The sequence below is a fragment of the Aquincola tertiaricarbonis genome (genome assembly GCF_000969605.1).
GTDB lineage: Bacteria > Pseudomonadota > Gammaproteobacteria > Burkholderiales > Burkholderiaceae_C > Aquincola > Aquincola tertiaricarbonis.
Genome location: NZ_JZUE01000001.1, coordinates 145,302 through 170,262, shown reverse-complemented (window position 1 = coordinate 170,262; position 24,961 = coordinate 145,302). Strand labels below are relative to the sequence as shown.

Annotated in this window: 21 protein-coding genes; 7 read left to right on the top strand and 14 right to left on the bottom strand. The window is 70.9% G+C overall.

Annotated features, from left to right (window positions below):
* Positions 1–4: 4 nt before the first annotated feature.
* Positions 5–2,362: an LPS-assembly protein LptD gene (locus VO99_RS00825; protein WP_046110893.1), complete on the bottom strand. Its 2,358-nt coding sequence runs from the start codon at positions 2,360–2,362 to the stop codon at positions 5–7.
* A gap of 158 nt (positions 2,363–2,520) precedes the next feature.
* Here VO99_RS00825 and VO99_RS00820 point away from each other — a divergent pair, with 158 nt between their 5' ends.
* Positions 2,521–3,576, top strand: a complete 1,056-nt coding sequence (locus VO99_RS00820) for an aminoglycoside phosphotransferase family protein (RefSeq protein WP_046110892.1) — start codon at positions 2,521–2,523, stop codon at positions 3,574–3,576.
* On the opposite strand, the gene VO99_RS00815 is transcribed toward VO99_RS00820, so the two are convergent.
* The 11 genes from VO99_RS00815 to VO99_RS00765 form a co-directional block, all read right to left on the bottom strand.
* Entirely contained in the window at positions 3,538–4,554 is a 1,017-nt protein-coding gene (locus VO99_RS00815; protein ID WP_046110891.1) for a LysR family transcriptional regulator, read from the bottom strand. The genes VO99_RS00820 and VO99_RS00815 overlap by 39 nt on opposite strands.
* Before the next feature lie 85 nt (positions 4,555–4,639).
* On the bottom strand, positions 4,640–5,677 hold the full coding sequence (locus VO99_RS00810) for a glycerophosphodiester phosphodiesterase family protein (RefSeq protein ID WP_052736013.1): 1,038 nt from the start codon (positions 5,675–5,677) through the stop codon (positions 4,640–4,642).
* Between the two features lie 76 nt (positions 5,678–5,753).
* Positions 5,754–6,791: a DctP family TRAP transporter solute-binding subunit gene (locus VO99_RS00805; protein WP_046110890.1), complete on the bottom strand. Its 1,038-nt coding sequence runs from the start codon at positions 6,789–6,791 to the stop codon at positions 5,754–5,756.
* A 31-nt stretch (positions 6,792–6,822) separates the two neighbouring features.
* Complete coding sequence (locus VO99_RS00800; RefSeq protein ID WP_046110889.1) at positions 6,823–8,121, bottom strand: TRAP transporter large permease; 1,299 nt, start codon at positions 8,119–8,121, stop codon at positions 6,823–6,825.
* Positions 8,118–8,624 carry a TRAP transporter small permease gene (locus tag VO99_RS00795; protein WP_046110888.1) on the bottom strand — a complete coding sequence of 169 codons (507 nt, stop codon included), beginning with the start codon at positions 8,622–8,624 and terminating at the stop codon, positions 8,118–8,120. Before VO99_RS00795 ends, VO99_RS00800 begins: the two co-directional genes overlap by 4 nt.
* 164 nt (positions 8,625–8,788) lie before the next feature.
* A complete protein-coding gene (locus tag VO99_RS00790) occupies positions 8,789–10,264 on the bottom strand; it encodes a M20 family metallopeptidase (RefSeq protein WP_046110887.1) in 1,476 nt (491 codons plus the stop codon).
* A gap of 46 nt (positions 10,265–10,310) precedes the next feature.
* Complete coding sequence (locus VO99_RS00785) at positions 10,311–11,183, bottom strand: alpha/beta hydrolase (protein ID WP_083440266.1); 873 nt, start codon at positions 11,181–11,183, stop codon at positions 10,311–10,313.
* A 71-nt stretch (positions 11,184–11,254) separates the two neighbouring features.
* Positions 11,255–12,889 carry a diguanylate cyclase domain-containing protein gene (locus VO99_RS00780; RefSeq protein ID WP_052736012.1) on the bottom strand — a complete coding sequence of 545 codons (1,635 nt, stop codon included), beginning with the start codon at positions 12,887–12,889 and terminating at the stop codon, positions 11,255–11,257.
* A complete protein-coding gene (locus tag VO99_RS00775) occupies positions 12,886–13,344 on the bottom strand; it encodes a type 2 periplasmic-binding domain-containing protein (protein ID WP_052736011.1) in 459 nt (152 codons plus the stop codon). The genes VO99_RS00780 and VO99_RS00775 overlap by 4 nt, the downstream gene beginning before the upstream one ends.
* Positions 13,345–13,357: 13 nt before the next feature.
* Positions 13,358–14,647 (bottom strand): hypothetical protein, encoded by a 1,290-nt coding sequence (locus VO99_RS00770; RefSeq protein WP_046110886.1) that lies wholly within the window; start codon positions 14,645–14,647, stop codon positions 13,358–13,360.
* 72 nt (positions 14,648–14,719) lie between these two features.
* On the bottom strand, positions 14,720–16,165 hold the full coding sequence (locus tag VO99_RS00765) for a short-chain fatty acyl-CoA regulator family protein (protein WP_046110885.1): 1,446 nt from the start codon (positions 16,163–16,165) through the stop codon (positions 14,720–14,722).
* Between the two features lie 144 nt (positions 16,166–16,309).
* Here VO99_RS00765 and VO99_RS00760 point away from each other — a divergent pair, with 144 nt between their 5' ends.
* The 5 genes from VO99_RS00760 to mmsB are packed head-to-tail and all read left to right on the top strand — an operon-like array spanning position 16,310 to position 21,891.
* Positions 16,310–17,827, top strand: coding sequence for a CoA-acylating methylmalonate-semialdehyde dehydrogenase (locus VO99_RS00760; RefSeq protein WP_046110884.1), 1,518 nt, complete (start codon positions 16,310–16,312; stop codon positions 17,825–17,827).
* Between the two features lie 16 nt (positions 17,828–17,843).
* A complete protein-coding gene (locus VO99_RS00755) occupies positions 17,844–19,004 on the top strand; it encodes an acyl-CoA dehydrogenase family protein (RefSeq protein WP_046110883.1) in 1,161 nt (386 codons plus the stop codon).
* 15 nt (positions 19,005–19,019) lie between these two features.
* Positions 19,020–19,808 carry an enoyl-CoA hydratase gene (locus tag VO99_RS00750; RefSeq protein ID WP_232315225.1) on the top strand — a complete coding sequence of 263 codons (789 nt, stop codon included), beginning with the start codon at positions 19,020–19,022 and terminating at the stop codon, positions 19,806–19,808.
* The gene (locus VO99_RS00745; RefSeq protein WP_232315224.1) at positions 19,801–20,949 is read left to right on the top strand and encodes an enoyl-CoA hydratase/isomerase family protein; all 1,149 of its coding nucleotides are present in this window, start codon (positions 19,801–19,803) and stop codon (positions 20,947–20,949) included. Before VO99_RS00750 ends, VO99_RS00745 begins: the two co-directional genes overlap by 8 nt.
* Before the next feature lie 30 nt (positions 20,950–20,979).
* The gene (gene mmsB, locus VO99_RS00740; RefSeq protein WP_046110880.1) at positions 20,980–21,891 is read left to right on the top strand and encodes a 3-hydroxyisobutyrate dehydrogenase; all 912 of its coding nucleotides are present in this window, start codon (positions 20,980–20,982) and stop codon (positions 21,889–21,891) included.
* Here mmsB and VO99_RS00735 read toward each other — a convergent pair.
* Complete coding sequence (locus tag VO99_RS00735) at positions 21,888–22,595, bottom strand: hypothetical protein (RefSeq protein ID WP_046110879.1); 708 nt, start codon at positions 22,593–22,595, stop codon at positions 21,888–21,890. The genes mmsB and VO99_RS00735 overlap by 4 nt on opposite strands.
* Positions 22,596–22,662: 67 nt before the next feature.
* Positions 22,663–23,643 carry a GlxA family transcriptional regulator gene (locus VO99_RS00730; protein WP_046110878.1) on the bottom strand — a complete coding sequence of 327 codons (981 nt, stop codon included), beginning with the start codon at positions 23,641–23,643 and terminating at the stop codon, positions 22,663–22,665.
* Positions 23,644–23,724: 81 nt separating this feature from the next.
* Between VO99_RS00730 and VO99_RS00725 the strand changes: the two genes are divergently transcribed.
* Complete coding sequence (locus VO99_RS00725) at positions 23,725–24,948, top strand: MFS transporter (RefSeq protein ID WP_046110877.1); 1,224 nt, start codon at positions 23,725–23,727, stop codon at positions 24,946–24,948.
* Positions 24,949–24,961 lie beyond the last annotated feature (13 nt).

Below are 24,961 nucleotides of genomic sequence, written 5' to 3'. Positions count from 1 at the left end.
GGGATCAGAAGGCGGCCGAGGAGGCCGCGTCGGCGCCTGCATCACGGTCTTCGCGCAGCAGGCGGTAGCCGGGCACATTGTCCTTCAAGACCTTGAGCGGGTTGGAACCGAGACGTGACAGGCCGACCAGCTCCAGTTGCAGCAGCAGACGGGTGGTGGCTTCGCTGCGGCCGGTGGACAGTCGCTCGGCCACCACGCGGCCGATCCAGCAGCCGGCGTCGTACTCCAGGCCGACGATGGAATCGGTGACACGGCTGTCGCGCAGGCTGTAGTTGAGGCGGCCCACGCCATACAGCGTGCCGCTGCAGGCACCTGCGGCCTGCGCGCGTGCGGCGGCGGCATCGCGCTGGTACAGCGGCCATTGCCAGCCCACCTCCAGCTGCTCGCTCAGGCCGCGGGTGAGGCGGTAGCTGGCGCTGAGGGTGCGGAAGGGCCCTGGCGTAAAGCGCGTGGACAGCAGCGAGCGCACGGTGCGCCGGCTGTCGGGGTCGTACTGGATGGCGCCGTCCACCATCCAGCGCGGCGACAGCGTGGCGGTGCCGAACAGCAGCAGGTCGGAGAAGCGCTGCGTGGAGCCCTCGCCTTCCGGCGTGGAATCGATGTTGGGCGTGCCGTCGGGGTTGGCTACCAGCTTCTGGTCGCGGAACTGCACGCGCTGGGCCAGGCCCAGGCGCAGGCGTTCGATGCCGGTGTTCTCGTCCAGCAGCCGGGTGGTGATGCCGGCGGTCAGCGTGTTGGTGTCGGAGACGCGGTCGACGCCGGAGAACTCGTTGTCGCTGTAGACGCTGACGGCATTGAAATCCTTGCCATAGGCATCGAAATTAGGCGTGCCGCGCTGCTCCCGGTAGGGCGTGTTGACGTACAGCACACGCGGCTCCAGCGTCTGCCGCAGGGTCTCACCGAACCAGCTGGCCCGGCGCTCGAACACCATGCCGCCGTCCACGCTCACGGTGGGGATGGTGCGCGATTCGTTGTCATACCGGCCACCGGCCGAATGGTCGATCTGGTACTGCGCGGCATTGAAGGAGAACTTCGGGACCACCCACCAGCCCGGCGCGCGCCAGGGCCGGCTGATGCTGCCCAGCGCATGCAGCCGCGTGCCGGTGGGCAGCGGATCGAGCTGGCCGTTGCTGGGCCGCGTGAAGTGGTTGACCTCGGTCTCGAACGCGGTCTCGAAGCCGCCGGCCAGCAGGCTGCTGCCGCGCAGCCCCAGCTGCGGGCTGCGCTGGTAGGGCGCCACGATGCGGGCGTCATCCTGCTGCAGCACCTGCCATTGCTGCACGCGGGCATAGGCGGTGGCGTCGATGCCGTTCCAGCGGAAGCTGCGGTCGGCCTGCAGGTCGGTGGCCAGCAGCCGCGGCGTCCACGAGCTGGCCTGGGAGGAGAAGTCCTTCCAGTACTCGTCGTCGGACACCCGCAGGCCGCGGATGCGGTAGTGGATGCCCTGCGGCGCATCGCCTTCATGGAACAGCCGCAGCGCATGGCGCGAGGTGTCGGTCACGCGGTCGTCAGGCAGCGCATGCACGTCGATCTCGCCGCGGAAGCTGGGCTCCAGGTAGCGGAACTGCAGGTCGGCCGAGAAGCCGCGCCGCGTCATCACCGTGGGCGTGATGGTGGCGTCGCGGTTGGGCGCGATGTTCCAGTAGTACGGCACGCCGATGCCGACGCCGCTCTTGTTGTCCACGTCCAGCGAGGGCGGCAGCCAGCCGGACTTGCGCTCGTCGGTCAGCGGGAAGCTCAGGCGCGGCGCCGCAAGGATGGGCACGCCGTAGAAGCGCAGCACCGCGCCCTCGGCCACGCCTTCGTTGGCCTGCCGGTCCAGCCGGATGCGGTCGGCGCCCAGCAGCCACGCGGGCGTGCCGCTGCCGTCGGCGCCGCAGGAGGAATAGGTGCCGCCCCACAGCTGGGAGCGCTGGTCGTCGATGAAGTCGATGCGGTCGGCCTTGCCGCCGGCGCCGGTGGAGGGGAAGTAGTACTCCGGCTGCAGGAAGAAACCTTCGAAGCGCTGCAGTTGCAATTGCACCTCGGGGCCGGTGAAGCGGTCGCCGTCGCGGCTGATGCGCACATTGCCCTGGGCCTTGGCCAGGTCGCCCACGCTGTCGTAGCTGAGCTTGTCGGCGCGGATCACCAAGGGGCCGCGCTGCAGCTCGGCATTGCCCTCGGCCTGCGCGTCGATGTCGGGCCGGCCGCTGATGCGGTCGGCCTGCAGGATGACGGCGGGGCCTGCGGCTGTGGAAGCGGCCGGTGCCGGGGCGGAAGCGGCCGGTGCCGGTGGTGCGGCGGCCGGCACGCGCGCCGGGGCGGTCTGGGCGCCGGCCTGCGCGCAGCACAGTGCGGCGGCCAGGGCCAGCGGGGTGGGCATGCAGGCGCGCAGCCAGGCAAGGTGCGATGGATTCGGGCGCGTCAAGAGCAACTCGGGCAGCAGCGGGAAACGTCCGGCGGGCAAGGGGGCCACAGCCGGCCCCGGCGGGGCGGCACGCGGCCGCATCGGCGACACCGGGGCGATTTGTAGAATCGATTATGACCGCCACTTCCCCGTCCGCCATCGCCTGGCCCAGCGCCACGCGGCAGGCCGCTTTCCAGCAATGGCTGGCCCCGCTGGCCGTGCAGCACGGCCTGGACGTGGCCAGCCTGCGGCCGGCTTCGGCCGATGCCAGCTTCCGCAGGTATTTTCGAATCGACGGCGCATCGCACCGCAGCTTCGTGCTGATGGACGCGCCACCGCCGCAGGAGGACGTGCGCCCCTTCGTGAAGGTGGCCGCCCTGATCGCCGGCGCGGGCCTGCATGCGCCGCAGGTACTGGCGGCCGACGAGGCACAGGGCTTCCTGCTGCTGACCGACCTGGGCCGGCAGCTCTACCTCGATGCGCTGTCCGAAGCCACCGCGGGCCAGGCCGATGCGCTGATGCGCGACGCCATCAAGGCCCTGGTGCACTGGCAGGTGCATGTGGACGCCAGCAGCCTGCCGCCTTTCGACGAGGCGCTGCTGCAGCGGGAGATGGCGCTGTTCCCCGAATGGTGCGTGGGCCGGGAATTCGGCGTCACCTGGGGCGAGACCGAACTGAAGCACTGGGCGCATGTGACGCGCCGGCTGGCCGACAGCGCCCTGGCGCAGCCGCAGGTGGCCGTGCACCGCGACTGGATGCCGCGCAACCTGATGGTGTGCGACCCCAACCCCGGCATCCTCGACTTCCAGGATGCGGTGCGCGGCCCGCTGACCTACGACGTGGCCTCGATGCTGCGCGACGCCTTCCTGTCGTGGGAGGAGGAACGCGAGATCGACTGGGCCGCCCGCTACTGGGAGCAGGCGCGCAAGGCCGGCCTGCCGGTGCCGCTGGACTTCGGCGAGTTCTGGCGGCAGGTGGAATGGATGGGCCTGCAGCGCCACCTGAAGGTGCTGGGCATCTTCAGCCGCCTGAAGCACCGCGACGGCAAGCCGAAGTACGCCGAGGACCTGCCGCGCTTCTTCGCCTATGCCACCAAGGTGGCACGGCGCTACCGCGAGCTGGGCCCGCTGCTGCCGCTGATCGAGCCGCTGTCAGGCATGCGCGGCGAGATCGCCTATTCGCTGCGCTGAAGCGGCCGAGCCCTCGCAATCCAGCGTCGGGCAGCCGGCGGCTTCCAGCCAGGGGTCGCGGTCCTCGCCGCCGAAGCTGCTGACCAGGAACTCCAGCAGCGCCCGCGTGCGCGCCGGCACATGCTTGCGCGAAGGCATGCAGGCCCACAGCGTGAAGGTGAACAGCTGCCACTCGGGCAGCACGCGCTCCAGCGCCTGCTCCACCAGTGCATCGCCAGCGATGAAGGACGGCAGGCCGGCGATGCCCAGCCCGGCCAGCGCACCGGCATAGTTGACATCGGTGTTGAGCGAGCTCATCGGCGACGGGCCGGGCCGCACCAGCGACACCGCCTCGGCCTCGGGCTCGCCTTCGCTCCACACGCCGCGGTAGAAGGTCAGGCCGTTCTGCATCTCCGACACCGGCGGGATCAGGATCTTGTGCGTGCTCAGCTCGCGCGGATGGCTGGGCCGGCCGTGCAGGTCGAGGTACTCGGGCGCGGCGCACAGCACCACCTCGCTGCGCGCCAGGCGCCGGGCCACGAACTCGCCGTCCAGCGGGCCGCGCTTCCACAGGATGGTGATGTCCTGCGAGTCGTCGATGTCGTCCACCGCGCCGAAGGCATTGATCTCCACCGTGACATGCGGATAGAGCTTGTGGAAGGCCGGCAGCAGCTGCGCCACCCGGTGCACCGCGAAGGCCGGCGGCACCCGCAGCCGCACGATGCCGCGGGCCTCGCGCTGGGCGCTGCTGGCCAGGGCCTCGGCCTCTTCCACCTCGGCCAGGATCAGCCGCGACCGCTCCAGGTATTGCTCGCCGATCTCGGTGAGCGCAATGCGGCGCGTGGTGCGGTTGATGAGCCGGGTGCCCAGGTGGGCTTCCAGCTCGGCCACCACGCGGGTGACGACGGCCGGGGCCACATCGAGGGAACGCGCGGCGCCGGCGAAGCTGCCTTCATCGATGACGCGCACGAAGGTGCGCATGGCTTTGAACTGGTCCATAGGCGCGCATTGTTGGCCCAAGCGCAATGAACCGCCAGCCGCAGGGGCCAATCGGCCCCCGGGCCGTGCCGGCGTTACAGCGCTGTTACGCGGCGGCCTGCTGGCGGCGGCGTGCAAACACCGCCAGGCCGGCGATGCCCAGGCCGAACATCGCCCAGGTGCCGGGCTCGGGCACTTGCGCGGCCAGGAACTCGGTGCGCGCGGCCAGGGCCTTGTCGGTGTAGTTGCTGAATACACCGTCGATGCCGTAGCCATACCACTCGAGGTACTGGGCATTGGCCGTGTCGTCGAACTTGCTGAAGGTGTAGCCGTGCACCTTCAGGTTGGCTGCATGCGCGGCGGCGATGAAGCTCTCACCCATGCCGGCGCTGCCGATGGACACGCCCACGCCGTCGGCGTACTGGGCGATGTTGGCCAGGCCCAGCGTGCCGATGGCATTTGCGCTGCCCAGCACCACCAGCTGGAAGTCGTAGCCCAGCTGCGTCTGGCGGGTGTTGATGTTCTGGATGGACGAGGCATTGAACGACTGGATGAACACCTTGTCGCCGGTCTTGTAGCCATTGGCCACCAGGGTGTCGAGCACCTTGGTCTCGATCTCGAGGCCCGCGGTCTTCACTTCCGGATAGATGCCGATCTCGCGCCCGGCCAGCGCGCTCTGCTGCTTGGTGAAGTCGATCACCTCCTGGAAGGTGGGCACGCGGTACGGCTCGGCGGCGCTGGGATTGAAGCCGGGGTAGGTGGTGCTGGACAAGCCGCCCGACGGGTTGACCGTCAGCGTCTTGATCTCGGCCAGCGTGTAGTCGCCCACGCGGTAGCCGCCGTTGCGCTGGCCGAGCACCTGTTCCACGTTGGTGGTGCGCGCCAGCGAGGTGTCGTGCATGGCCACCAGCTGGCCGTCCTTGGTGAGCTGCAGGTCGGGCTCGATGTAGTCGGCGCCCATCTTGATGGCGAGTTCGTAGCCGCCGAGCGTGTGCTCGGGCAGGTAGCCGCTGGCGCCACGGTGGGCGATGACCAGCGGCGCCTTGCCGTCCAGCGTCTTCAGCGCGGCCTGGGCCGCGAAGGGTGCGGCCAGCGAGGCGGCGGCGGCCAGGGCCAGCACGGCCCCCTTCAAGTTCATCGACATCGGTACTCCTGTGATGTGTGGTTCTTCGAAGGGGCGCACTGTGCCGGGCGCCTGTGACGCAGCCGTTAAACGGCCGTCACTTCCTGCGCGCGGCGATCGCCTGCTCGGCCTTGGTCACCAGCGGCGCGCCGATGCTGTTCTTCCACTTGTCGTACACCGGGCGCGTGGCGGCCACGAAGGCCTCGCGCTCGGCTGCGCTCAGGCGGGTGACGGACACGCCCAGGCCACTCATGTCCTTGAGCAGCGGCTGGTCGGCTTCGGCGAGGCCCTTGCGGGCGATCTCGATCTCCTGCTTGCCGGCGTCGATGGCGGCCTGCTTGACGATCTCGCGGTCGGCCGGCGTCCAGCTCTGCCACACGTCGCGGTTGACGACGAAGATCAGCGGGTCGGCCACATAGCCCCACATCGTCACGTGCTTCTGGCCCACCGTCTGCAGCTTGGCCGCGGTGAAGATGGACATGGGGTTCTCCTGCCCGTCCACCGCGCCGCTGGCCAGCGCGGGCTGGGCGTCGGCCCAGCTCATCTGCGTGGGGTTGGCGCCCAGCGCGGTGAAGGTGTCGATGAACAGCGGCGAGCCCACCACGCGGATCTTCAGGCCCTTGAGGTCCTCGGGCCGCTTGATGTCGCGCTTGCTGTTGCTGATCTCGCGGTAGCCGTTCTCGCCCCAGGCCAGCGGCACCACGCCGGCCTTTTCCACCAGGGCGAAGATGTCCTGCCCCACCGGGCCCTGCGTGATGGCGTCCATGGCCGCGTAGTCGGGCAGCAGGAAGGGCAGCGAGAACAGGTTCAGCTCGCGGATCTGCGGCGACCAGTTGATGGTGCTGCCGATGGCCATGTCGATGACGCCCTGGCGGATGGCGGTGAACTCGCGCGTCTGGTCGCCCTGCACCAGCGACGTGCCGGGATACAGCTTGATGTTGATGCGGCCGTTGGTGCGCTGCTTGACCAGCTCCGCCCACAGCTCGCCGCCCTTGCCCCAGGGGAAGGCCGGGCCCAGCACCGTGGACAGCTTGTATTCGGCCTTGTAGTTCTGCGCCTGCGCGGCACCGCCGGCCAGGCCCATCACGGCCGCGGCCAGGGCCGACAGCGCCACACCCAACAGTCGTCGTTTCATGTTTCGTCTCCTCCGGTTGATCGGTTGAACTTCAGTAACCCAGCACCCGCGGCAGCCACAGCGCCAGTTGCGGGAACACGATGACGAGCAGCATCACGCTGCCCATCGCGGCCAGCAGCCAGCCCACCCAGGGGATGGTGGCTTCCATGCGCACACGGGCGATGCGGCACGACACCATCAGGTTGACGGCCATCGGCGGCGTGAACTGGCCCAGCGCCACCTTCAGCGTGAGCAGCACGCCGAACCACACCAGGTCCCACTGGTAGTGCTGCGCGATGGGCAGCAGCAGCGGCACGAAGATCAGGAAGATGGACACGCCGTCCAGGAACATGCCCGCGACGATCATCACCACGATCAGCAGCGCCAGCACGCCGTATTCGCCCAGGCCCGAGTTGACGATGGCCCGCGTGACCGGATCGATGATGGACAGCGTGGACAGCGAATACGCGAAGATGCCTGCCAAGGACACCACCATCAGGATGACGGCCGACAGCTCGGCGCCTTCACGCAGGATGGGGAACAGGTCGCGCACGCCGATCGTGCGGTGCACCACCATGCCCACGAACAGGCCGTACACCACCGCCACCACCGCGGCTTCCGTGGGCGTGAACCAGCCCAGCCGCATGCCGCCCAGGATGAGCACCGGCGCCGCCAGGCCCCACGAGGCCTGCACCAGGCTGGGCCAGAAAGGCGGGCGCGGCATGTCGGCTTCCAATGCGCCCATGCGGTGGCGGCGCGCCAGCCACACCGCCGGCACCACCAGCGCGATGCCGGCCATGATGCCCGGCACCATGCCGGCCGCGAACAGCGCCGGCACCGAGGCGCCGGGCACCATCACCGAATAGACGATGAAGGCGATGGACGGCGGGATGAGGATGTCGGTGGCTGCGGCCGCCCCCACCACCGAGGCCGAGTAAGCCGGCGGATAGCCGGCGCGGTTCATCGCCGCGATCATCACCGCGCCCACCGCGGCCGCATTGGCCGGGCCGGAGCCGGAGATGCCGCCAAGGAACATCGCCACCGCGATGGCCACCAGCGGCAGCATGCCGGGCCCGCGGCCCACGATGGCTACCGCGAAGTTCACCAGCCGCTGCGCCACGCCCGAGCGGTCGAAGATCGAGCCCACCAGCACGAACATCGGGATGGCCAGCAGCGGGTACTTGGCCAGGCCCGCGTAGAAGTTCTGCGGCACCGCCAGCAGGCCGAACATCATCGTGTCGGGGTTGGCCAGCGCGATGGCCAGCGAACCGCCCAGCGCCAGCGCCACGCCGATGGGCACGCCCAGCAGCATCAGGCCGATGAACAGCAGGAACAGCGTGGCGGCAATCATGCTTCGGTCGGGCGCAGGCGCCGGTACAGCCCGAAGGCCCGGCCGGCGATGGCCAGCGACAGCAGCGGCAGCCACACCGAGAACCACCAGGCCGGCAGGCCGATGGCGGGCGTGGTCTCGTCGTAGCGGAACTCGTCCCACACCATGCGCACGCTCAGGCCCGCCAGCAGCAGGAAGAAGCCCGCGGTGCACAGCGCACCGAAGCGCCGCAGGCGGCGCCGGCGCTGGCTGCTGCCCACGTCCAGCAGGTACTCGATCTTGATGTGCATGTCCCGCGCGACGGCGGCGCAGCCGCCCACCAGCGTCATCACGATCATCAGGAAGACCGAGATCTCCTCGGTCCACGCGAAGGACTGGTTGCTGAAGTAGCGCACCAGCACGTTGGCGAAGGTGATGAGCACCAGCGCGGCCATGATGAGCACGGCCAGCCAGTCTTCAATGGCCAGTGGCACCTTCACTGGCGGCGGAGCCTCGTCGGGCGGCAAGCCCTGCGGCTCATTCACGGTCGGCTTTCACGAACGGGTCCTGCTGGAAATTGGCGGCCCCGTTTATAGCCGCAGCCCCCGCGCCACCGACGCGGGTTATCACTATCAAGCCCGCCGGGCCGCCCCAAGGGCTTGGGCACCCCCTCGGGGGGCCGCGAGCGCAGCGAGCCTGGGCGCCGACGTCAAGGGCAGGCAGCCATCACCTGCGCCACCGCGGCGGTGAGCTTCTTGCCGTAGGGCACGTGCAGGAACTCGTTCGGCCCGTGGGCGTTGCTCTTGGGGCCCAGCACGCCGCACACCATCATCTGGGCCTTCGGGAAGCCCTGCTGCAGCATGCTCATCAGCGGGATGGTGCCGCCCTGCCCCACGAAGCCCACCGGCGCGTCGAACTGCGCCAGCGAAGCGTTGTTCAGCGCCTCGTACAGCCAGGGCGACAGCTCAGGCGCATTCCAGCCGTTGGCGCCGAACGCCCCGGCGCGGCCGTCGGGCTGGAAGGTGACCTTGGCGTTGTAGGGCGCGTTGTCTTCCAGCAGCGCCTTGAGCTTGAGCGCGGCTTCATTGCCGTCGATCAGCGGCGGCAGCCGCAGGCTGAGCTTGAAAGCGGTGTACGGCCGCAGCACATTGCCGGCGTTCTTCAGCTCGGGGAAGCCGTCGACGCCCACCACCGACAGCGTGGGCTTCCAGGTGCGGTTGAGCAGCGCCTGCACCGGCTCGGTCGTCGTCGGCAGCGTGGGGCTGCCTTCGGCACCGCAGGCCCAGGGGAAGCGCTTCCACACCTCGTCCTTCAGGATCGCAGCGGTGGCGCGGGCCTGCTCGATGCGCGAGGCCGGCACCTCGCAATGGAAGCTCTGCGGCAACAGCTCGCCGGTGCGGCTGTCCTCCAGCCGGTCGAGCACCTGGCGCAGGATGCGGAAGCTCGACGGCACCAGGCCGCTGGCATCACCCGAGTGCACGCCTTCGGTCAGCACCTCCACCTTCAGCACGCCGCTGACCATGCCGCGCAGGCTGGTGGTGAGCCACAGCTGCTCGTAGTTGCCGGCGCCCGAATCCAGGCACACCACCAGGCTGACGTTGCCCAGCCGCGGGCGCAGCAGATCAAGGTAGGCGGGCAGGTCGAAGGAGCCGCTTTCCTCGCAGGCCTCGATGATGCCCACGCAGCGCGGGCGCGGGATGCCCTGCCGGTCCAGCGCCATGATGGCGGTGAGCGAGGCATACACCGCATAGCCGTCGTCGGCGCCGCCGCGGCCATAGAGCAGGCCGTCCTCGTACTTGGGCGTCCAGGGGCCGAGGTCGTTGCGCCAGCCGCTGAACTCCGGCTGCTTGTCCAGGTGGCCGTACAGCACGATGGTGTCGTCGCTGCCGGCCTTGGTGGCGGGCACCTCGAAGAAGATGACCGGCGTGCGGCCTTCCAGGCGCACGATCTCCAGCTTCAGGCCCTCGACCTTGCGGCTTTCCACCCACTCGGCGGCCTCGCGCATCACCTGCTCGATGTGGCCGTTCTTCTGCCAGTCGGCATCGAACATCGGGCTCTTGCACGGGATGCCGATGTAGCGGGTGACCGCGGGCACGATCTCCTCGTCCCACACCTGGGCAGCGAAGCTGGCGATGGCCGAGGTTTCATCCGGTTGCAGGGGCAGGCTGGGGTCGCGGGCATTCATCGTGGCGGTCCTTTCGGCATGGGCTGGATCAGGCGTGCGGGCCAGTTTAGGCCTGCCGCAGGGCATCGACCGGCGGCTCGGCCAATGCCTGCAATGCCTTGTGCACCGCCTGCAGCGCCTGCGTGCGCGCCGGCGGCGGTTCATTGAACAGCTCGTGGAAGCAGCCATCGAAGCACTGCGCATGCACCCAGCGCCGCGGGGCGCGGGCGGCAAAGGCGGCGCTGCCTTCGGGGTCCACGCAGCGGTCGGCGCCGGCATACAGCAGCAGCGTGGGCAGGCTCCAGCGCGGCGCCTGCGCACGCACCAGCACGCCGGCGTCGACGATGAAGCGCAGCAGCCGCGGCGTGATGCGGTCGTGCACCAGGGGGTCGCCACGGTAGGCCTGCACCGCGGCCGGGTCGCGGCTCAGCCACTCGGCCTTGAGCCCGCTGGGCAGCGCCTGCTCGGGCTTGAGCGACATCATCATGCGCAGCAGCCCGCGCTGCAGGCCGTTCAGCCCCGCGTCCAGCGCGGGGGAGGACAGCAGCAGGCCTTCCACCGGCCGGCACCAGGCATGCGGCTGGGCGTTCAGTGCCTCGGCCACGTAGCGCGCGGCCACCAGGCCGCCCAGGCTGTGGCCCAGCAGCACCAGCGGCCCGGGTGACTGGGCGCGGCAGTGGGCCACCATCTTGCCGAGGTCGGACAGCAGGCTGTACGGGCCGGCCACATGGCCGCGGGCACCGCCGGAGGCCCCGTGGCCACGCTGGTCGTAGCCGGCCACGTGCCAGCCCTGCCGGTTCAGCTCGTCGGCCAGCGCGGCATGGCGGCCGATGTGCTCGCCCAGGCCGTGCACCAGCAGCACGGTGCCGCGGGCCGCGCCCGGTGCGGACCAGCGTCGCAGGTGCAGCGGCAGTCCGTCGTCGGTGCGCAATGCAAACATGTGGCCGCAGTGTAGGCAGCCCGCTTGCGCGCGCAGCCCCTACCTTGGCAACCTGGTCGGCAGGCGGGTGTCTAGGCCGGCGGCGCGCGCCAGGCGGTGGCGAAGCTGTTCTTGCCGGTGCGCTTGACCTCGTACATTGCCGCATCGGCGGCTTCGGCCAGGGCCTGCAGCGTGGCGCCGTGGCGCGGCGCGGTGGCGATGCCGATGCTGGCACCCACCTGGGCAGTGCGGCCGTCCACCAGCTTGATGGGCTCGCACAGCGCCGCCAGCAGGTGGGCGGCCATGCGCGCCACCACCTCCTCATGCCCACCGGCATGCTGCAGCACCACCGCGAACTCGTCGCCGCCCAGCCGCGCCACGCTGTCGGTGCCGCGGCGCACCGCATGCTTCATGCGCAGCGCGCAGGCACGCAGCACCTCGTCGCCGGCGGCATGGCCCAGCTCGTCGTTCACGCGCTTGAAGCCGTCCAGGTCGATGTAGAGCAGGCACAGCGCCGGATGCTGGGGCGCGGCCAGCATGCGCTCGACCCGCGCCTCGAAGCCCACGCGGTTGCGCAGGCCGGTGAGCATGTCGTGCTCGGCCTGGTAGCGCACATGGTGCTCGGTGCGGATGCGCTCGGTCACGTCGTACATCACCGCCTCGATCAGCCGCTGCGCACCGGGCCGGCCGCCCTCCGCGGCGTCGTGGCCCTGCACGGAGATGAGGCAGTGCACCCACTGCAGGCCCTGGTCGCGCCGGCGCAGCTCCAGGTCGCCGGAGACGGTGTGGCCGGTGCGCAGGGCCTCGCGGATCATGGCTTCCACCCGCTCGGGCCAGGCGAACACCTCGCGCAGGAAGTCGGTCTCGCGCAGGTCGCGCATCTCGCGCAGCGGCATGCCCACCACGCGCAGCGCGGTGGGATTGCTGTTGAGCAGCCGGCCGGACGGCGTGAGCACGAAGATGCCCGCGCTGGTGGAGTCGAAGATCTCGCGGTACTGCGCCTCCATCGCCTCGATCTCGGCGCGCAGCGCCCGCTCGCGCTGCAGCGTCAGCTGGTTGGCCTGCAGCAGGGCGTTGGCGCCGGCGATGAGCTCGCCGATCTCGTCGTGCTGGTGCAGCGGCGGCGTGGGCAGGCGCTCGCCGGTGCCGGGCTGCATGCGGCGCAGTGCGCCGGCGGTGTGCACGATGGGCGCGGATACCAGCCGGGCAGCCACCGCGTACACGAGCAGCGCCACCAGCAGCGTCTGCGCCACCAGCGGCAGCGCCAGCGTGCGGGCTTCGGCCCGGGCGCTGCGGCGCTGCTCATCGGCGTCGGGCAGCAGCTCCAGCATGCCGATGCGTTCACGCGCATCGAAGGGCGACAGCACCGGCCGCAGCAGCGACCAGTCCGCCGGCGGCCGCGCGGCGGTGCCGGTGTCGACCAGCACGCGGCCCGCGGCATCGCGGATCACGGCGCGCAGGAGCAGCGGATGGCCGACCAGCCCGCCGGCCACCTCGCCCAGCAGCACGGTGTCGCTGCTGAAGGTGCCGATCTGCACCGTCTTCTCGACGGCCGTGGCCAGGTCGTCCAGCGTGCGGCGGGCGTCGGCCTGGCTGCGCTGGGCGCCCAGGGCATAGGCCGCGGCCGCGGCCAGCAGCGCGAAAGCCACCGCGCCGCCGGCCACCGTCAGCAGCAGCCGCGCCTGCAGCCGGCCCAGCGCGCGCCAGCGCCGGCGGCGTGGCTTCAACGCGGCTCCCGCAACACGAGCACGGTGCGGATGCCGCGGTCGGCGGGCTCGGTGGCCACGTAGCCGATGGCATTCGGATTGCGGCGCACGATGGCCAGCATCTCCGCCTCGCCGGGCAGCGGCAGCGGCGGCATGCTCTGGCCGGTGAACATCAGTCGCGACCAGTAACTGTTGACCTGCGACAGGCCCATGCCGGCCAACGCCTGGTAGAAGCGCTCGCGCCCGCTGCTGTCGCGCGGCAGGTCGAAGGGCAGGGCCACGTCGCCATGGGCGAAGACGCGGCTGCGGCCCATGTACAGGTCGAGCACTTCCTTCTGCGTCATCGAACGGCTGGGGTTGTCGGCATGCACCACCACGTAGAGGTCGGCCCGGGCGGGCGCGGCGGCGGCCACGGCCAGCACGCAGGCCAGCAGCCAGCGGGCGGCAAGGAAGAAGCAACGGCTCGGCTGATTCATGCGCGGTGGTCGATCAGAAGATGAAATCGAGCACCACGCTGCCCACCACGGGCCGCGCGGACCGGGCTTCCCCGGTGGTCCAGAACAGGCTGCCGGTGCGCTCCACGCTGAAGCGGTCCAGCTGCAGCTTGAGGGCGGCGCGCGGATGCAGGTCCCAGCGCAGGCCGACCGATACCGAATGCTGGTGGGTGGCCCCGCCGTGCACTTCCCGGTGCACGACGGCGCCGGCGTTGCCCACGGCGCGGGCCACCTCCGGCCCGGCCAGCGGTGCCAGGGCATCGGTCCAGTCGGACAGGGTCTGCCAGCCGGTGCCGAAGCGCCCCACCCCGGCCGTGCCGTACACCGTCACCGGCCCGATGCGCCGGCCCAGGCTGGCATAGCCGAAGCGGCCGCTGATGTACCGCTCCTCGGACAGCGCGCGCATCACCTCCACGGTGGCGATCCAGGGGCCGCCGTCGTCGAAGGCCAGGCCCGCGCCCACGTAGGTGACCCGCCGCGAATCCAGCAGGCCGCCCAGCACCTCGCGCAGCTCGGCTGCCTCGGCCGCCACCGTGGGCAGCGGCAGCGCCGCCACCTGCCCCAGCGTCTGCAGGGCCCGGGTGGCCACCGCGGTGCGCCCCAGGGCCGCGCGCACCGCAGCCACCGTGCCCCGCAGGTGCAGCCCGCCCTGGTCGCGGGAGACGGTGAGGCCCGCCAGCCGCTGGATGTCGTAGCGCTGGCTGCGCTGGCCGGTGGCACCGTCCACGGTGGTGGAGCCGCGGCCGGCGAAGGCATGCACCTTCCAGTGGGCGCCGCCGCCCTGGTGCTGCCAGGTGGCGTCGATGCCGTCCAGCAGATAGATGGGCAGCGGGCCATAGGCGTCGTGGTTGGGGCGCACCCACAGGTAGCTGAAGCCGATGTTGCGCGACTCGGACAGCAGCACCACGTCGTTGTTCGTGCGGCCCAGCCTCAGCGTCAGGTCCGGCCGCGGCCGCCAGGCGACGAAGGCCAGTTCCACCGGCTGCACCTGCACCTGCGGCTGCAGCACCGCCTGGCCCACCATCTCCACCTCGTCGCCCAGGGCGTAGTTGGCCTGCAGCCCCAGGCGGCTGTCGACGTCCATGCGCAGCCCGCCGTCATTGCGCCGCTGCTTGTGCGAGCGGCGCATGCCCCAGTCGTCGGGCGCATTGATGGCGGTCACGCCCACCGTGCCGAAGCCGTGGATGCGCAGGCCCGTGTCGGCCTGGGCATGGGCGGTGGCGTGCGTCAGCGCCAGCAAGGCGCAGCCGATGGTCAGCCCGGCCAGCAGGAAGGGAAAGCGCATGTAGATCTGGTGGATTTGATCCGCCCAGATGATATCTACATGCAATCCCTCGATTGAGGGCCTATATTTCCATCATTGATCGAAGCGGTAGGACACCAGCGATTCGCTGTCCGTCTCGACCACCAGCGGCTTGCCGGCCGGCGGAAAGGCCCGCTGCACGCAGTCCGCGCGCGGGCACACGCGGCAGCCGGGGCCGATGGGCACCACCGGCTGCGGCGCGGCCAGGTTCAGGCCATCGGCGTACACCAGTTCGTGCGCATGCACCAGCTCGCAGCCCAGGCCGACGGCGAACAGCTTGCGACGCGCCAGGTAGCCGCCGCCGCCGCGCTCGATGGTGCGGGCGATGCCGAAGAAGCGCGTGCCGTCGGGCATCTCGGCCACCTGGGTGAGGATGCGGCCGGGCTGGGTAAAGGCCTCGTGCACCTGCCACAGCGGGCAGGCGCCCCCGTGGCGGGCGAAGTGGAAGGCGGTGGCGCTTTGCCGCTTGCTGATGTTGCCGGCCTGGTCCACCCGCACGAAGTACACCGGCACGCCACGCTCACCGGGCCGCTGCAGGGTGCTCAGGCGGTGGCACACCGTCTCGAAGCTGACCTGGAAGCGCTGCGCCAGCAGCTCGATGTCGTAGCGCACCGTGCGCGCCGCGGCCAGAAAGGTGCGGTAAGGCAGCATCAGTGCGCCGGCGAAGTAGTGCGCTAGGCCCTGGTGGGCCAGCGCGCGGGTGTCGGCATCGGCGAAGCCGGCGGCGCCCACCACCGCGTCGATGGCCTCGCGGCAGGCCAGCAGCGCGTACTGCGTGGCCATCTGGTAGGCCTGCTGGGCGTCGCTCAGGTGCGCCGGCACATGCAGCCGCCGGCGGGCGCGCTCGTAGCGGCGAAGGCTGCCGTCGGCGCCCATGCCGGCGGCGGCCACCACCTCCACGCCGCAGGCCTGCTGCAGCAGCGCCCGCAGCGCTGCGGCACGGCGGCCGGGCCGCACCTGGTGCTGCGCCGCGATGAGCTCGGCCTCACGGTCCAGCACGTCGACGTAGTTCTCCAGCTTGTTGAAGTGCTCGCGCACCGCCTCGTGCGGCGGCGGCGCGATGGGGCCGCGCAGGTGGTCGCCGCCCAGCTCGCCGTAGAAGCGGTCGATGGTCTGCGCATGCTCCTCCTGCAGCCGCAGGTGGCGCTGGTGCAGCGCCAGGAAGGCCTGCACCAGTTCGGGCGCCTGCGCCACCATGCGCGCCAGCTGCGGCGCAGGCACCGGCGCGGCGGACAGCGTGCGGTCGTTCAGCGCCGCATCCAGCTCGGCCAGCAGGCGCTGGTGCTCGTGCTCGGGGAACTGCGCCGCATCCCCGCCGAACACCTCGGCCAGCTTGAGCTGCACCGCGGCCGTGACCGGGCGCTGGTCATTTTCGATCTGGCTCACGTAGCTGAGCGACAGGCCCAGCCGCTGCGCCAGCAGCTGCTGGCTCAGGCCACGCTGCTCCCGCAGGCGGCGCACGCGGGCGCCGACGAACAGCTTACGGCCGGCCGGCGGCATGGCTGTCGACTTCACAGGCTTCACAAGAACCAGGCCTCCGGGCGCACTAGGGTTTGCACTTTTCTGCTCTGCAACGCTTGAGGCTTGTGAAGTTGGTGGATAGATTCTGTGTGAAGACCTGCCCCTTCACAACGGAGACATTCCATGGCCCCCAGCTTCACCCCCACCGCCAAGACCGTGCCGCTGCTGATCGGCGGCCAGCTCGTCGAATCGCAGAGCACGCAGTGGAAGGACATCGTCAACCCTGCCACGCAGCAGGTGCTGGCGCGGGTGCCGCTGGCCACGGTGGCCGAGGTGGATGCGGCGGTACAGGCCGCGGCCGAAGCCTTCAAGACCTGGCGCAAGACGCCCATCGGCCAGCGCTCGCGCATCTTCCTGAAGTACCAGCAGCTGATCCGCGACAACATGAAGGAGCTGGCGGCCATCCTCACCGCCGAGCAGGGCAAGACCCTGGCCGACGCTGAAGGCGACGTGTTCCGCGGGCTGGAGGTGGTGGAGCATGCGGCCGGCATCGGCAACCTGCAGCTGGGCGAGCTGGCCAACAACGTGGCCGGCGGGGTGGACACGTACACCCTGCTGCAGCCGCTGGGCGTGTGCGCCGGCATCACGCCGTTCAACTTCCCCGCGATGATCCCGCTGTGGATGTTCCCGATGGCCATCGCCACCGGCAATACCTTCGTGCTCAAGCCCTCGGAGCAGGACCCGATGGTCACCATGCGCCTGTGCGAGCTGGCGATGGAAGCCGGCGTGCCGCCCGGCGTGCTGAACGTGGTGCACGGCGCGGAAGAAGTGGTCAACGCCATCTGCGACCACCCGGTGATCAAGGCCATCAGCTTCGTCGGCTCCACCCGCGTGGGCACCCATGTGTACCAGCGCGCGTCGCTGGCCGGCAAGCGGGTGCAATGCATGATGGGCGCGAAGAACCACGCGGTGGTGCTGCCCGATGCCCACAAGGAGCAGACGATCAACGCGCTGCTCGGCGCCTCCTTCGGCGCGGCCGGCCAGCGCTGCATGGCGGTGTCGGTGGCGGTGCTGGTGGGCGCGGCGCGCGAGTGGGTGCCCGACCTGGTGGCCAAGGCCCGCACGATGAAGGTGGGCGCAGGCGATGCCGCGGGCACCGACGTCGGCCCGCTAATCTCCTGCGCCGCCAAGGACCGTGTCACGCGGCTCATCGGCCAGGGCATCGAGGAAGGCGCGCAACTGGCGCTGGACGGCCGCCAGCCGGCACTGGCCAGCGGCACGGCCGAAGGCAACTACGTGGGCCCCACCGTGCTGGCCGGCGTGAAGCCGGGCATGAAGGTGTACGACGAGGAGATCTTCGGCCCCGTGCTGTGCCTGGCCGAGGCCGAGACGCTGGACGACGCCATCGCGCTGATCAACGCCAACCCCAACGGCAACGGCACTGCGCTGTTCACCCAGTCGGGCGCGGCGGCGCGCAAGTTCCAGGAGGAGATCGACGTCGGCCAGGTGGGCATCAACGTGCCCATCCCAGTGCCGGTGCCGCTGTTCTCCTTCAGCGGCTCGCGCGCCTCCAAGCTGGGCGACCTGGGCCCCTACGGCAAGCAGGTGGTGCTGTTCTACACGCAGACCAAGACCGTCACCGCCCGCTGGTTCGACGACGACGTGAGCGCCGGCGTCAACACCACCATCAGCCTGAAGTGACGGCGCGCCGCGGCCCATGGACTTCGAACTGAACGACGACCAGCGCGCCTTCCAGCAGACCGCACGCGAATTTGCGCAGAGCGCGATGGCGCCGCATGCAGCGCAGTGGGACGCCGAGGCCTTCTTCCCGATCGACACGCTGCGCCAGGCCGGCGAGCTGGGCTTCATGGGCCTCTACACGTCCGAGGCCGCGGGCGGGCTGGGCCTGTCGCGGCTCGACGCCACGCTGGTGTTCGAGGAACTGGCCGCGGCCTGCCCCTCCACCGCGGCCTACATCACCATCCACAACATGGTGACCTGGATGGTGGGCAGCTTCGCGCGGCCCGAGGTGGCCGAGCGCTTTGCGCAGCCGCTGGCGCGTGGCGAATGGCTGGGCTCCTACTGCCTGACCGAGCCCGGCGCCGGATCGGACGCCGCCTCCTTGCGCACCACCGCGCGGCTGGATGGCGAGCATTACGTGCTCAACGGCGGCAAGGCCTTCATCTCCGGCGCCGGCGCCACCGACGTGCTGGTGGTGATGGCGCGCACCGGCGGCCCGGGCGCGGCCGGCATCTCGGCCTTCGTGCTGGATGCGAAGAGCGAAGGCATCCGCTATGGCCGCAAGGAAGACAAGATGGGCTGGAACAGCCAGCCCACGCGCCAGATCGCCTTCGACGACGTGCGCGTGCCCGCGTTGCAGCGGCTGGGCGAAGAAGGCGAAGGCTTCAAGATCGCGATGAAGGGCCTGGACGGCGGCCGCATCAACATCGCCACCTGCTCGGTGGGCGCCGGCCAGGGCGCACTCAACGCCGCGCAGCGCTACCTGCATGAGCGCAAGCAGTTCGGCAAGCCGCTGGCCGAGTTCCAGGCGCTGCAGTTCAAGCTGGCCGACATGGCCACCGAGCTGGTGGCCGCGCGCCAGATGGTGCGGCTGGCCGCCAGCAAGCTGGACGCAGCCCATGCCGACGCCACCACCTACTGCGCGATGGCCAAGCGCCTGGCCACCGACCTGGGCTTCCGCGTGTGCAACGAGGCGCTGCAGCTGCATGGCGGCTACGGCTACATCCGCGAATACCCGCTGGAGCGGCTGCTGCGCGATGCCCGGGTGCACCAGATCCTGGAAGGCACCAACGAAATCATGCGGGTGATCATCGCCCGCCGCATGCTGCAGGACAACGCGACCGATACCCTCCGCTGAACTTGTATGGACAACTTGAACAACGCTGAATTCACGGGCCTGCGGCTCGAGCGCCGCGGCCACACCGCCGTGGTGACGCTGGACAACCCGCCGGCCCACACCTGGACCGAGGCCAGCCTGGGCGCCCTCACCCGGCTGGTGGCCCAGCTCAATGCCGAGCGCGAGATCTACAGCCTGGTGATCACCGGCAGCGGCGAAAAGTTCTTTTCCGCCGGCGCCGACCTGAAGCTGTTCGCCGATGGCGACAAGGGCCGCGCCGCCACCATGGCGCGCCGCTTCGGCGAAGCCTTCGAGGCGCTGGCCGCCTTCCGCGGCGTGAGCATCGCGGCCATCAACGGCTATGCGATGGGCGGCGGCCTGGAATGCGCGCTGGCCTGCGACCTGCGCGTGGCCGAGGAACATGCGCAGATGGCCCTGCCCGAAGCCACCGTCGGCCTGCTGCCCTGTGCCGGCGGCACCCAGTGGCTGGCCTGGACGGTGGGCGAGAGCTGGGCCAAGCGCATGGTGTTGCTGGGCGAGCGGGTGGACGCGCCTACCGCGCTGCGCATCGGCCTGGTGGATGACGTGGTGCCGCGCGGCGGCGCGCTGCAGCGTGCGCTGGCCATGGCCGCGATGGTGGAAAGGCAGAGCCCCACCAGCGTCACCGCGTGCAAGAAGCTCATCCAGGGCGCGCGCCACCAGCCGGCGCACCAGGTGCTGGTGGCCGAGCGCGAGGCCTTCGTGGCCCTCTTCGACAGCGAAGACCAGCGCGAAGGCGTCAATGCCTTCCTGGCCAAGCGCCAACCGGAGTGGCGCAATGCTTGACCTCGACCAGATGACCACCGACGGCGTGGCGGTGCGCGAACTCGCCACCACCAGCGGCCACCGCATCGGCCATGTCACGCTCAACAGCACCGCCACGCTGAATGCGCTGAACCTGCCGATGGTCAAGCGCCTGGCCTCCGCCTTCGACACCTGGGCCGACGACGAGGGCATCGTGGCCGTGGTGCTGGACGCGGCCGGCGACAAGGCCTTCTGCGCCGGTGGCGACGTGGCCTCGCTGGCGCGCGAGATCCTGTCGCTGCGCACCGAATCGCCGGGCACGGTGTCGCCGCTGGCCGAGGCCTTCTTCGAGCACGAGTACCGGCTGGACCACCGGCTGCACACCTACCCCAAGCCCATCGTCGGCTGGGGCCACGGCATCGTGATGGGCGGCGGCATCGGGCTGCTGGCCGGCTGCTCGCACCGGGTGGTGACGCCGCGCACGCGGCTGGCGATGCCCGAGGTGGCGATCGGCCTGTACCCCGACGTGGCGGGCAGCTGGTTCCTGCCGCGCATGCCGGGCAAGACCGGGCTGTTCCTGGCGCTCACCGGTGCCTCGGTGCATGCGGCCGACGCGCTGTTCCTGGGTCTGGCCGACTTCGTGGCCCGCCATGAGGACAAGGCCGCGCTGCTGGCCGCCATGGCCGAAGCGCCCTGGCGCGGCGACGCCGAGCGCGACGGTGCCCGGCTCAGCCACCTGATCGAGGCGCTGGGCACGCCGGATGAGCTGCCCGCGGCCCCGGTGCGCACCCACCTCGACCTCATCAACAAGACCATGGGCCACGACCGGCTGGCCGACATTGCGCCGCGGCTGCGCGGCCTGGCCGACCATGCCGAGCCCTGGCTGGCGCAGGCGGCGCAGGGCTTCATCAAGGGCTCGCCCAGCTCGGCGGCGGTGTCGTACGAGCTGCTGCGCCGCGCGCGCACGCTGTCGCTGGCCGATGCGCTGCGGCTGGAGTACCAGGTGTCGCTGGGCTGCTGCCTGGCCAACGATTTCGCCGAGGGCGTGCGTGCCCTGCTCATCGACAAGGACAAGAACCCGCGCTGGGACCCGCCGACGCTGGACGCGGTGACCCAGGCCCATGTGGATGCGCATTTCCAGCCCCGGCACGACGGACCGCATCCGCTGGCGGATCTTGTCTAGACAAGCTGACACGGACACCGAGGAGACAACATGGACGACAAGCAACGCATCGCCTTCATCGGCCTGGGCCACATGGGCGGCCCGATGGCGCTCAACCTGAAGAAGGCCGGGCATGAGGTGGCCGGCTTCGACCTCAGCGCCGAGGCCTGCAGCCGCCACGCGGCCGAAGGCCTGCGCATCGCGCCCAGCGCCGCCGCCGCGGTGGAGGGCGCGCAGGTGGTGGTGACCATGCTGCCGGCCAGCCGGCATGTGGAATCGCTGTACCTGCCGCAGGGCGAGCAGGCCGGCCTGCTGGCCGCGCTGCCCGCCGGCACGCTGGTGATCGACAGCAGCACCATCGCGCCGGCCAGCGCCCGCAAGGTGGCCGAGGCCGCCCAGGCGCGCGGCCTGGCCTTTCTCGACGCACCCGTGTCGGGCGGCACCGCGGGCGCGGCGGCCGGCACCCTCACCTTCATGATCGGCGGCGAGGCGGCCACGGTGGAACGGGCCACGCCAGTGTTGAAGCACATGGGCGCCAACCTGTTCCATTGCGGCGAGGCCGGCGCCGGCCAGGCCACCAAGCTGTGCAACAACATGCTGCTGGCGGTGCTGATGATCGGCACCAGCGAGGCGCTGTCGCTGGGCCAGGCGCTGGGGCTGGACGCCAAGGTGCTGTCGGAGGTGATGCGCCGCAGCTCCGGCGGCAACTGGGCGCTGGAAAAATACAACCCGATGCCCGGCGTGATGGAGGCGGCCCCCGCCTCGCGCGGCTACACCGGCGGCTTCGGCACCGACCTGATGCTCAAGGACCTGGGCCTGGCGCTGGAAGCCGCCCTCGGCGCCAACGCCTCGGTGCCGCTGGGCGGCCTGGCGCGCCAGCTGTACGCGGCGCACAGCAAGGCCGGGCATGGCGGGGAAGACTTCTCGAGCATCCTGAAGATGCTGACCGGCAACGCTTCCTAGCCGCCCCGGCGCAACGCCTGCCAGCGCTCCGCGCTGATGAAGACGAACGAGTCCTCCAGGAACACGCGCGGCTGAAGGGGCGACGCCTGGTCACCGAAGGTGATCTTCCCGACGTTGCCCGGGTTCTGCTCCATGGCAGACATCACCTTGGCACCGAGCGCTGCCGCATAGCCCATGTTGTAGCCCTCGGGGGCGGCTTGCAGCGTTGCCTGGGCCTTGCGTGGTCGACCGGTCGGATTCAGTGGTGTGCAGACCGTCGGCTTCGGGCCAGCCAGCGAGTCCTGTTCCTTCCTGCGAAGCTGCTCGTAGCTGAGCATCGCGAGCGTTTCGCTGTCGCCTTCGCCCACGACCGACATGCCCAGGTAGGTAGGCAGGAAGTTGCCCGCGGAGTCAGGCACCCGCTGCGTGATCCGCCTGATCAACACACCCTGGGCGCCACGGGCAAAGCGCGCTTCGATCTCATCACTCAGCGCCAAGACATGGCGGGAATCCTCCTGCGCCGCCAGCTTGTCGTACAGGAAGTCGGCCAGATCGGCGACGCGCTTGGCAACGCCCTGGGCGAATTCACCCGCCGCTGCCTGGAATCCGGCGCGGTCACCCATCGCCTTGTCGAACCGCGCGGTCTGGCGTTCACCCAGGCGCTGCTGTCGTTGCGACCAGCGAAGTCGTTCGCCCGCGGAAGGTGGCTTGGCGTAGGTCGGCATGGTGCTGCTGATTGACAGGGAGATCCACGGGCCCTGAACTTAGCGGCGTCGCCGCATGCCGTCATCCTCAAACGGTGCGAGTGCCGCCCCGCGCCGCACGCCGCACCGCCTGCGGCGCTTGTCCATACAGGCGGATGAAGGCGCGGCGCATGCGTTCCTCGTCGCCGAAGCCGCTGGCGCGGGCCACCGCGGCCACGCTGCCGTCGCCGGCCTCGATGCGCAAGCGGGCCGCCTCGGCGCGGATGCGCTCCACCGCCTTGGCCGGCGTCTGGCCGGTCTCCGCACGGAAGGCACGGGCGAACTGCCGCGGGCTCAGGCAGGCCACCGCCGCCAGGTCGTCCACCGTCAGGGCGGCGGTCAGGTGCTCGCGGATGTGGGCCAGCACCGCGCGCATGCGCTCGCTGCCCGGCGACATCGCCAGCAGCGACGAGAACTGCGACTGGCCGCCCGCGCGGCGGTGGTAGACCACCATCTCGCCGGCCACCGCCTGGGCCAGCGCGGTGCCGTGGTCTTCCTCCACCAGCGCCAGTGCCAGGTCGATGCCGGCGCTGATGCCGGCCGAGGTCCACACCGGGCCGTCGTGGATGAAGATGCGGTCGCTGTCCACCCGCACCGCCGGATGCAGCTGCTGCAGCGTGGCCGCATGTCGCCAGTGGGTGGTGGCGCGGCGGCCGTCCAGCAGGCCGGCGTCGGCCAGCGCGAAGGCGCCGGTGCACACGCTGGTGATGCGCCGCCGGCTGCGCGCCAGCGACTGCAGCCAGGGCGTGAGCGCCTGCAGCGCCGGCCCGCAGCGCTGCTCGCGCAGCGGCGCGCCGCCCGGCACGACGACGGTGCCCGGTGCGGCCCCGGACCAGGCGACGGTGTCGATCGACACCCCGGTGACGCTGGCCACCGACCCGCCCCGCCAGGAGACCGCCTGCACCGCATAGGCCGGCCGCCCGCGCCGTGCCGGCGACAGCGTGGCCGCCATCTGGAACACGGTCATCGGCCCGGCCAGGTCGAGCAGCTCGAAGCCTTCGAAGGCCACGATGGCCACCTGGCGCGTCATGGCAGAAAAAGCGGGAAGTTTGGCATTTCTGCCGCAGTGTGGCGGCCACCATGGGCACACGTCAATCCGCCTGCCGTGCCCATGTCCACCCTCGACCCTGCCCTGCCCCGCCTTGCCGCCACCAGCCGCCGCGATGCGCTGGTGCTGGCCGCCTGCCAGGCGCTGTACATCGCCGCCATCTCCATCGACCTGACGCTCACCGGCCTCACCGGCCAGCAGCTGGCGCCGGTGCCGGCGCTGGCCACGCTGCCGTTTGCGTTGATCACCGTGGCCGGCGCGGTGGTCACCTGGTTCGCGGCGCAGCTCATCGCGCGCATCGGCCGCCGCCGCGCCTTCGTGCTGGGCGCGGCCAGCGGTGCGGCGGGCGGCCTGGTGTCGGTGCTGGCGGTGATGCAGCAGCACTTCTGGCTGTTCTGTGCCGGCACCGCGGCCGTGGGCGTGTTCCAGGCCTTCGCCCAGTACTACCGGCTTGCCGCCGCCGACGCCGTGCCCGAGGCGCTGAAGGCCCGCGCCGTCTCGCGCGTGATGACCGGCGGCGTGCTGGCCGCGCTGGCCGGCCCCGCACTGGCCGCCTGGAGCCGCGACTGGCTGTCCCCGTCCGCCTTTGCCGGCGCCTACCTGATGGTGGCGCTGCTCGGCGGCCTGTCGGTGTTGCTGCTGGCCGGGCTGTACCGCGGTGGCGACGCGCCGGTGGCCGCGGCCGCCGCGCCCCCGCCGGCCCTGCCCGCCCGGCCGCTGCGCGAGGTGATGCGCCAGCCGGTCTTCTGCGCGGCGGTCGCCAACAACGTGGTGGCCGCCATGGCGATGATGTTCGTGATGACGGCCGCGCCGCTGGCCGCCGTGGCCTGCGGCCATGCCATCGACGACGGCGCGCGCATCATGCAGTGGCACCTGGTGGGCATGTACGGGCCGGCCTTCTTCGCCGGGGCGCTGATCGCGCGCTGGGGCCTGCCGCGGGTGCTGGCGCTGGGCATGGCGCTGTGCGCGCTGTGCTGCCTGGTCGCGCTGGGCAGCGCCTCGCTGCGGGCCTTCGAGCTGGCGCTGCTGCTGCTGGGCATCGGCTGGAACTTCATGTTCGTGGGCGGCACCACGCTGCTGGCCCGCAGCTACCGGCCGGCCGAACGTGCGCGGGTGCAGGGTGCAGCCGAGCTGCTGCGCTATGCGGCCACCGCCGTGGCCACGCTGGCCGCAGGCCCGGTGCTGCAGGGCGTGGGCTGGGCCACGCTCAACGCAGCCACGCTGCCGCTGCTGGTGCTGGCCGCCGGCATGACGGCCTGGTGGGTGCGCGCCGAGCGGCGCCCCTGACGCGGGGACGGCC

Coding starts and splice junctions, on each gene's coding strand:
- VO99_RS00825 (WP_046110893.1), bottom strand. CDS start 2,362: ATGCCCACCCCGCTGGCCCTGGCCGCCGCACTGTGCTGCGCGCAGGCC.
- VO99_RS00820 (WP_046110892.1), top strand. CDS start 2,521: ATGACCGCCACTTCCCCGTCCGCCATCGCCTGGCCCAGCGCCACGCGG.
- VO99_RS00815 (WP_046110891.1), bottom strand. CDS start 4,554: ATGGACCAGTTCAAAGCCATGCGCACCTTCGTGCGCGTCATCGATGAA.
- VO99_RS00810 (WP_052736013.1), bottom strand. CDS start 5,677: ATGTCGATGAACTTGAAGGGGGCCGTGCTGGCCCTGGCCGCCGCCGCC.
- VO99_RS00805 (WP_046110890.1), bottom strand. CDS start 6,791: ATGAAACGACGACTGTTGGGTGTGGCGCTGTCGGCCCTGGCCGCGGCC.
- VO99_RS00800 (WP_046110889.1), bottom strand. CDS start 8,121: ATGATTGCCGCCACGCTGTTCCTGCTGTTCATCGGCCTGATGCTGCTG.
- VO99_RS00790 (WP_046110887.1), bottom strand. CDS start 10,264: ATGAATGCCCGCGACCCCAGCCTGCCCCTGCAACCGGATGAAACCTCG.
- VO99_RS00785 (WP_083440266.1), bottom strand. CDS start 11,183: ATGTTTGCATTGCGCACCGACGACGGACTGCCGCTGCACCTGCGACGC.
- VO99_RS00775 (WP_052736011.1), bottom strand. CDS start 13,344: ATGAATCAGCCGAGCCGTTGCTTCTTCCTTGCCGCCCGCTGGCTGCTG.
- VO99_RS00770 (WP_046110886.1), bottom strand. CDS start 14,647: ATGCGCTTTCCCTTCCTGCTGGCCGGGCTGACCATCGGCTGCGCCTTG.
- VO99_RS00765 (WP_046110885.1), bottom strand. CDS start 16,165: ATGCCGCCGGCCGGCCGTAAGCTGTTCGTCGGCGCCCGCGTGCGCCGC.
- VO99_RS00760 (WP_046110884.1), top strand. CDS start 16,310: ATGGCCCCCAGCTTCACCCCCACCGCCAAGACCGTGCCGCTGCTGATC.
- VO99_RS00755 (WP_046110883.1), top strand. CDS start 17,844: ATGGACTTCGAACTGAACGACGACCAGCGCGCCTTCCAGCAGACCGCA.
- VO99_RS00745 (WP_232315224.1), top strand. CDS start 19,801: ATGCTTGACCTCGACCAGATGACCACCGACGGCGTGGCGGTGCGCGAA.
- mmsB (WP_046110880.1), top strand. CDS start 20,980: ATGGACGACAAGCAACGCATCGCCTTCATCGGCCTGGGCCACATGGGC.
- VO99_RS00735 (WP_046110879.1), bottom strand. CDS start 22,595: ATGCCGACCTACGCCAAGCCACCTTCCGCGGGCGAACGACTTCGCTGG.
- VO99_RS00730 (WP_046110878.1), bottom strand. CDS start 23,643: ATGACGCGCCAGGTGGCCATCGTGGCCTTCGAAGGCTTCGAGCTGCTC.
- VO99_RS00725 (WP_046110877.1), top strand. CDS start 23,725: ATGTCCACCCTCGACCCTGCCCTGCCCCGCCTTGCCGCCACCAGCCGC.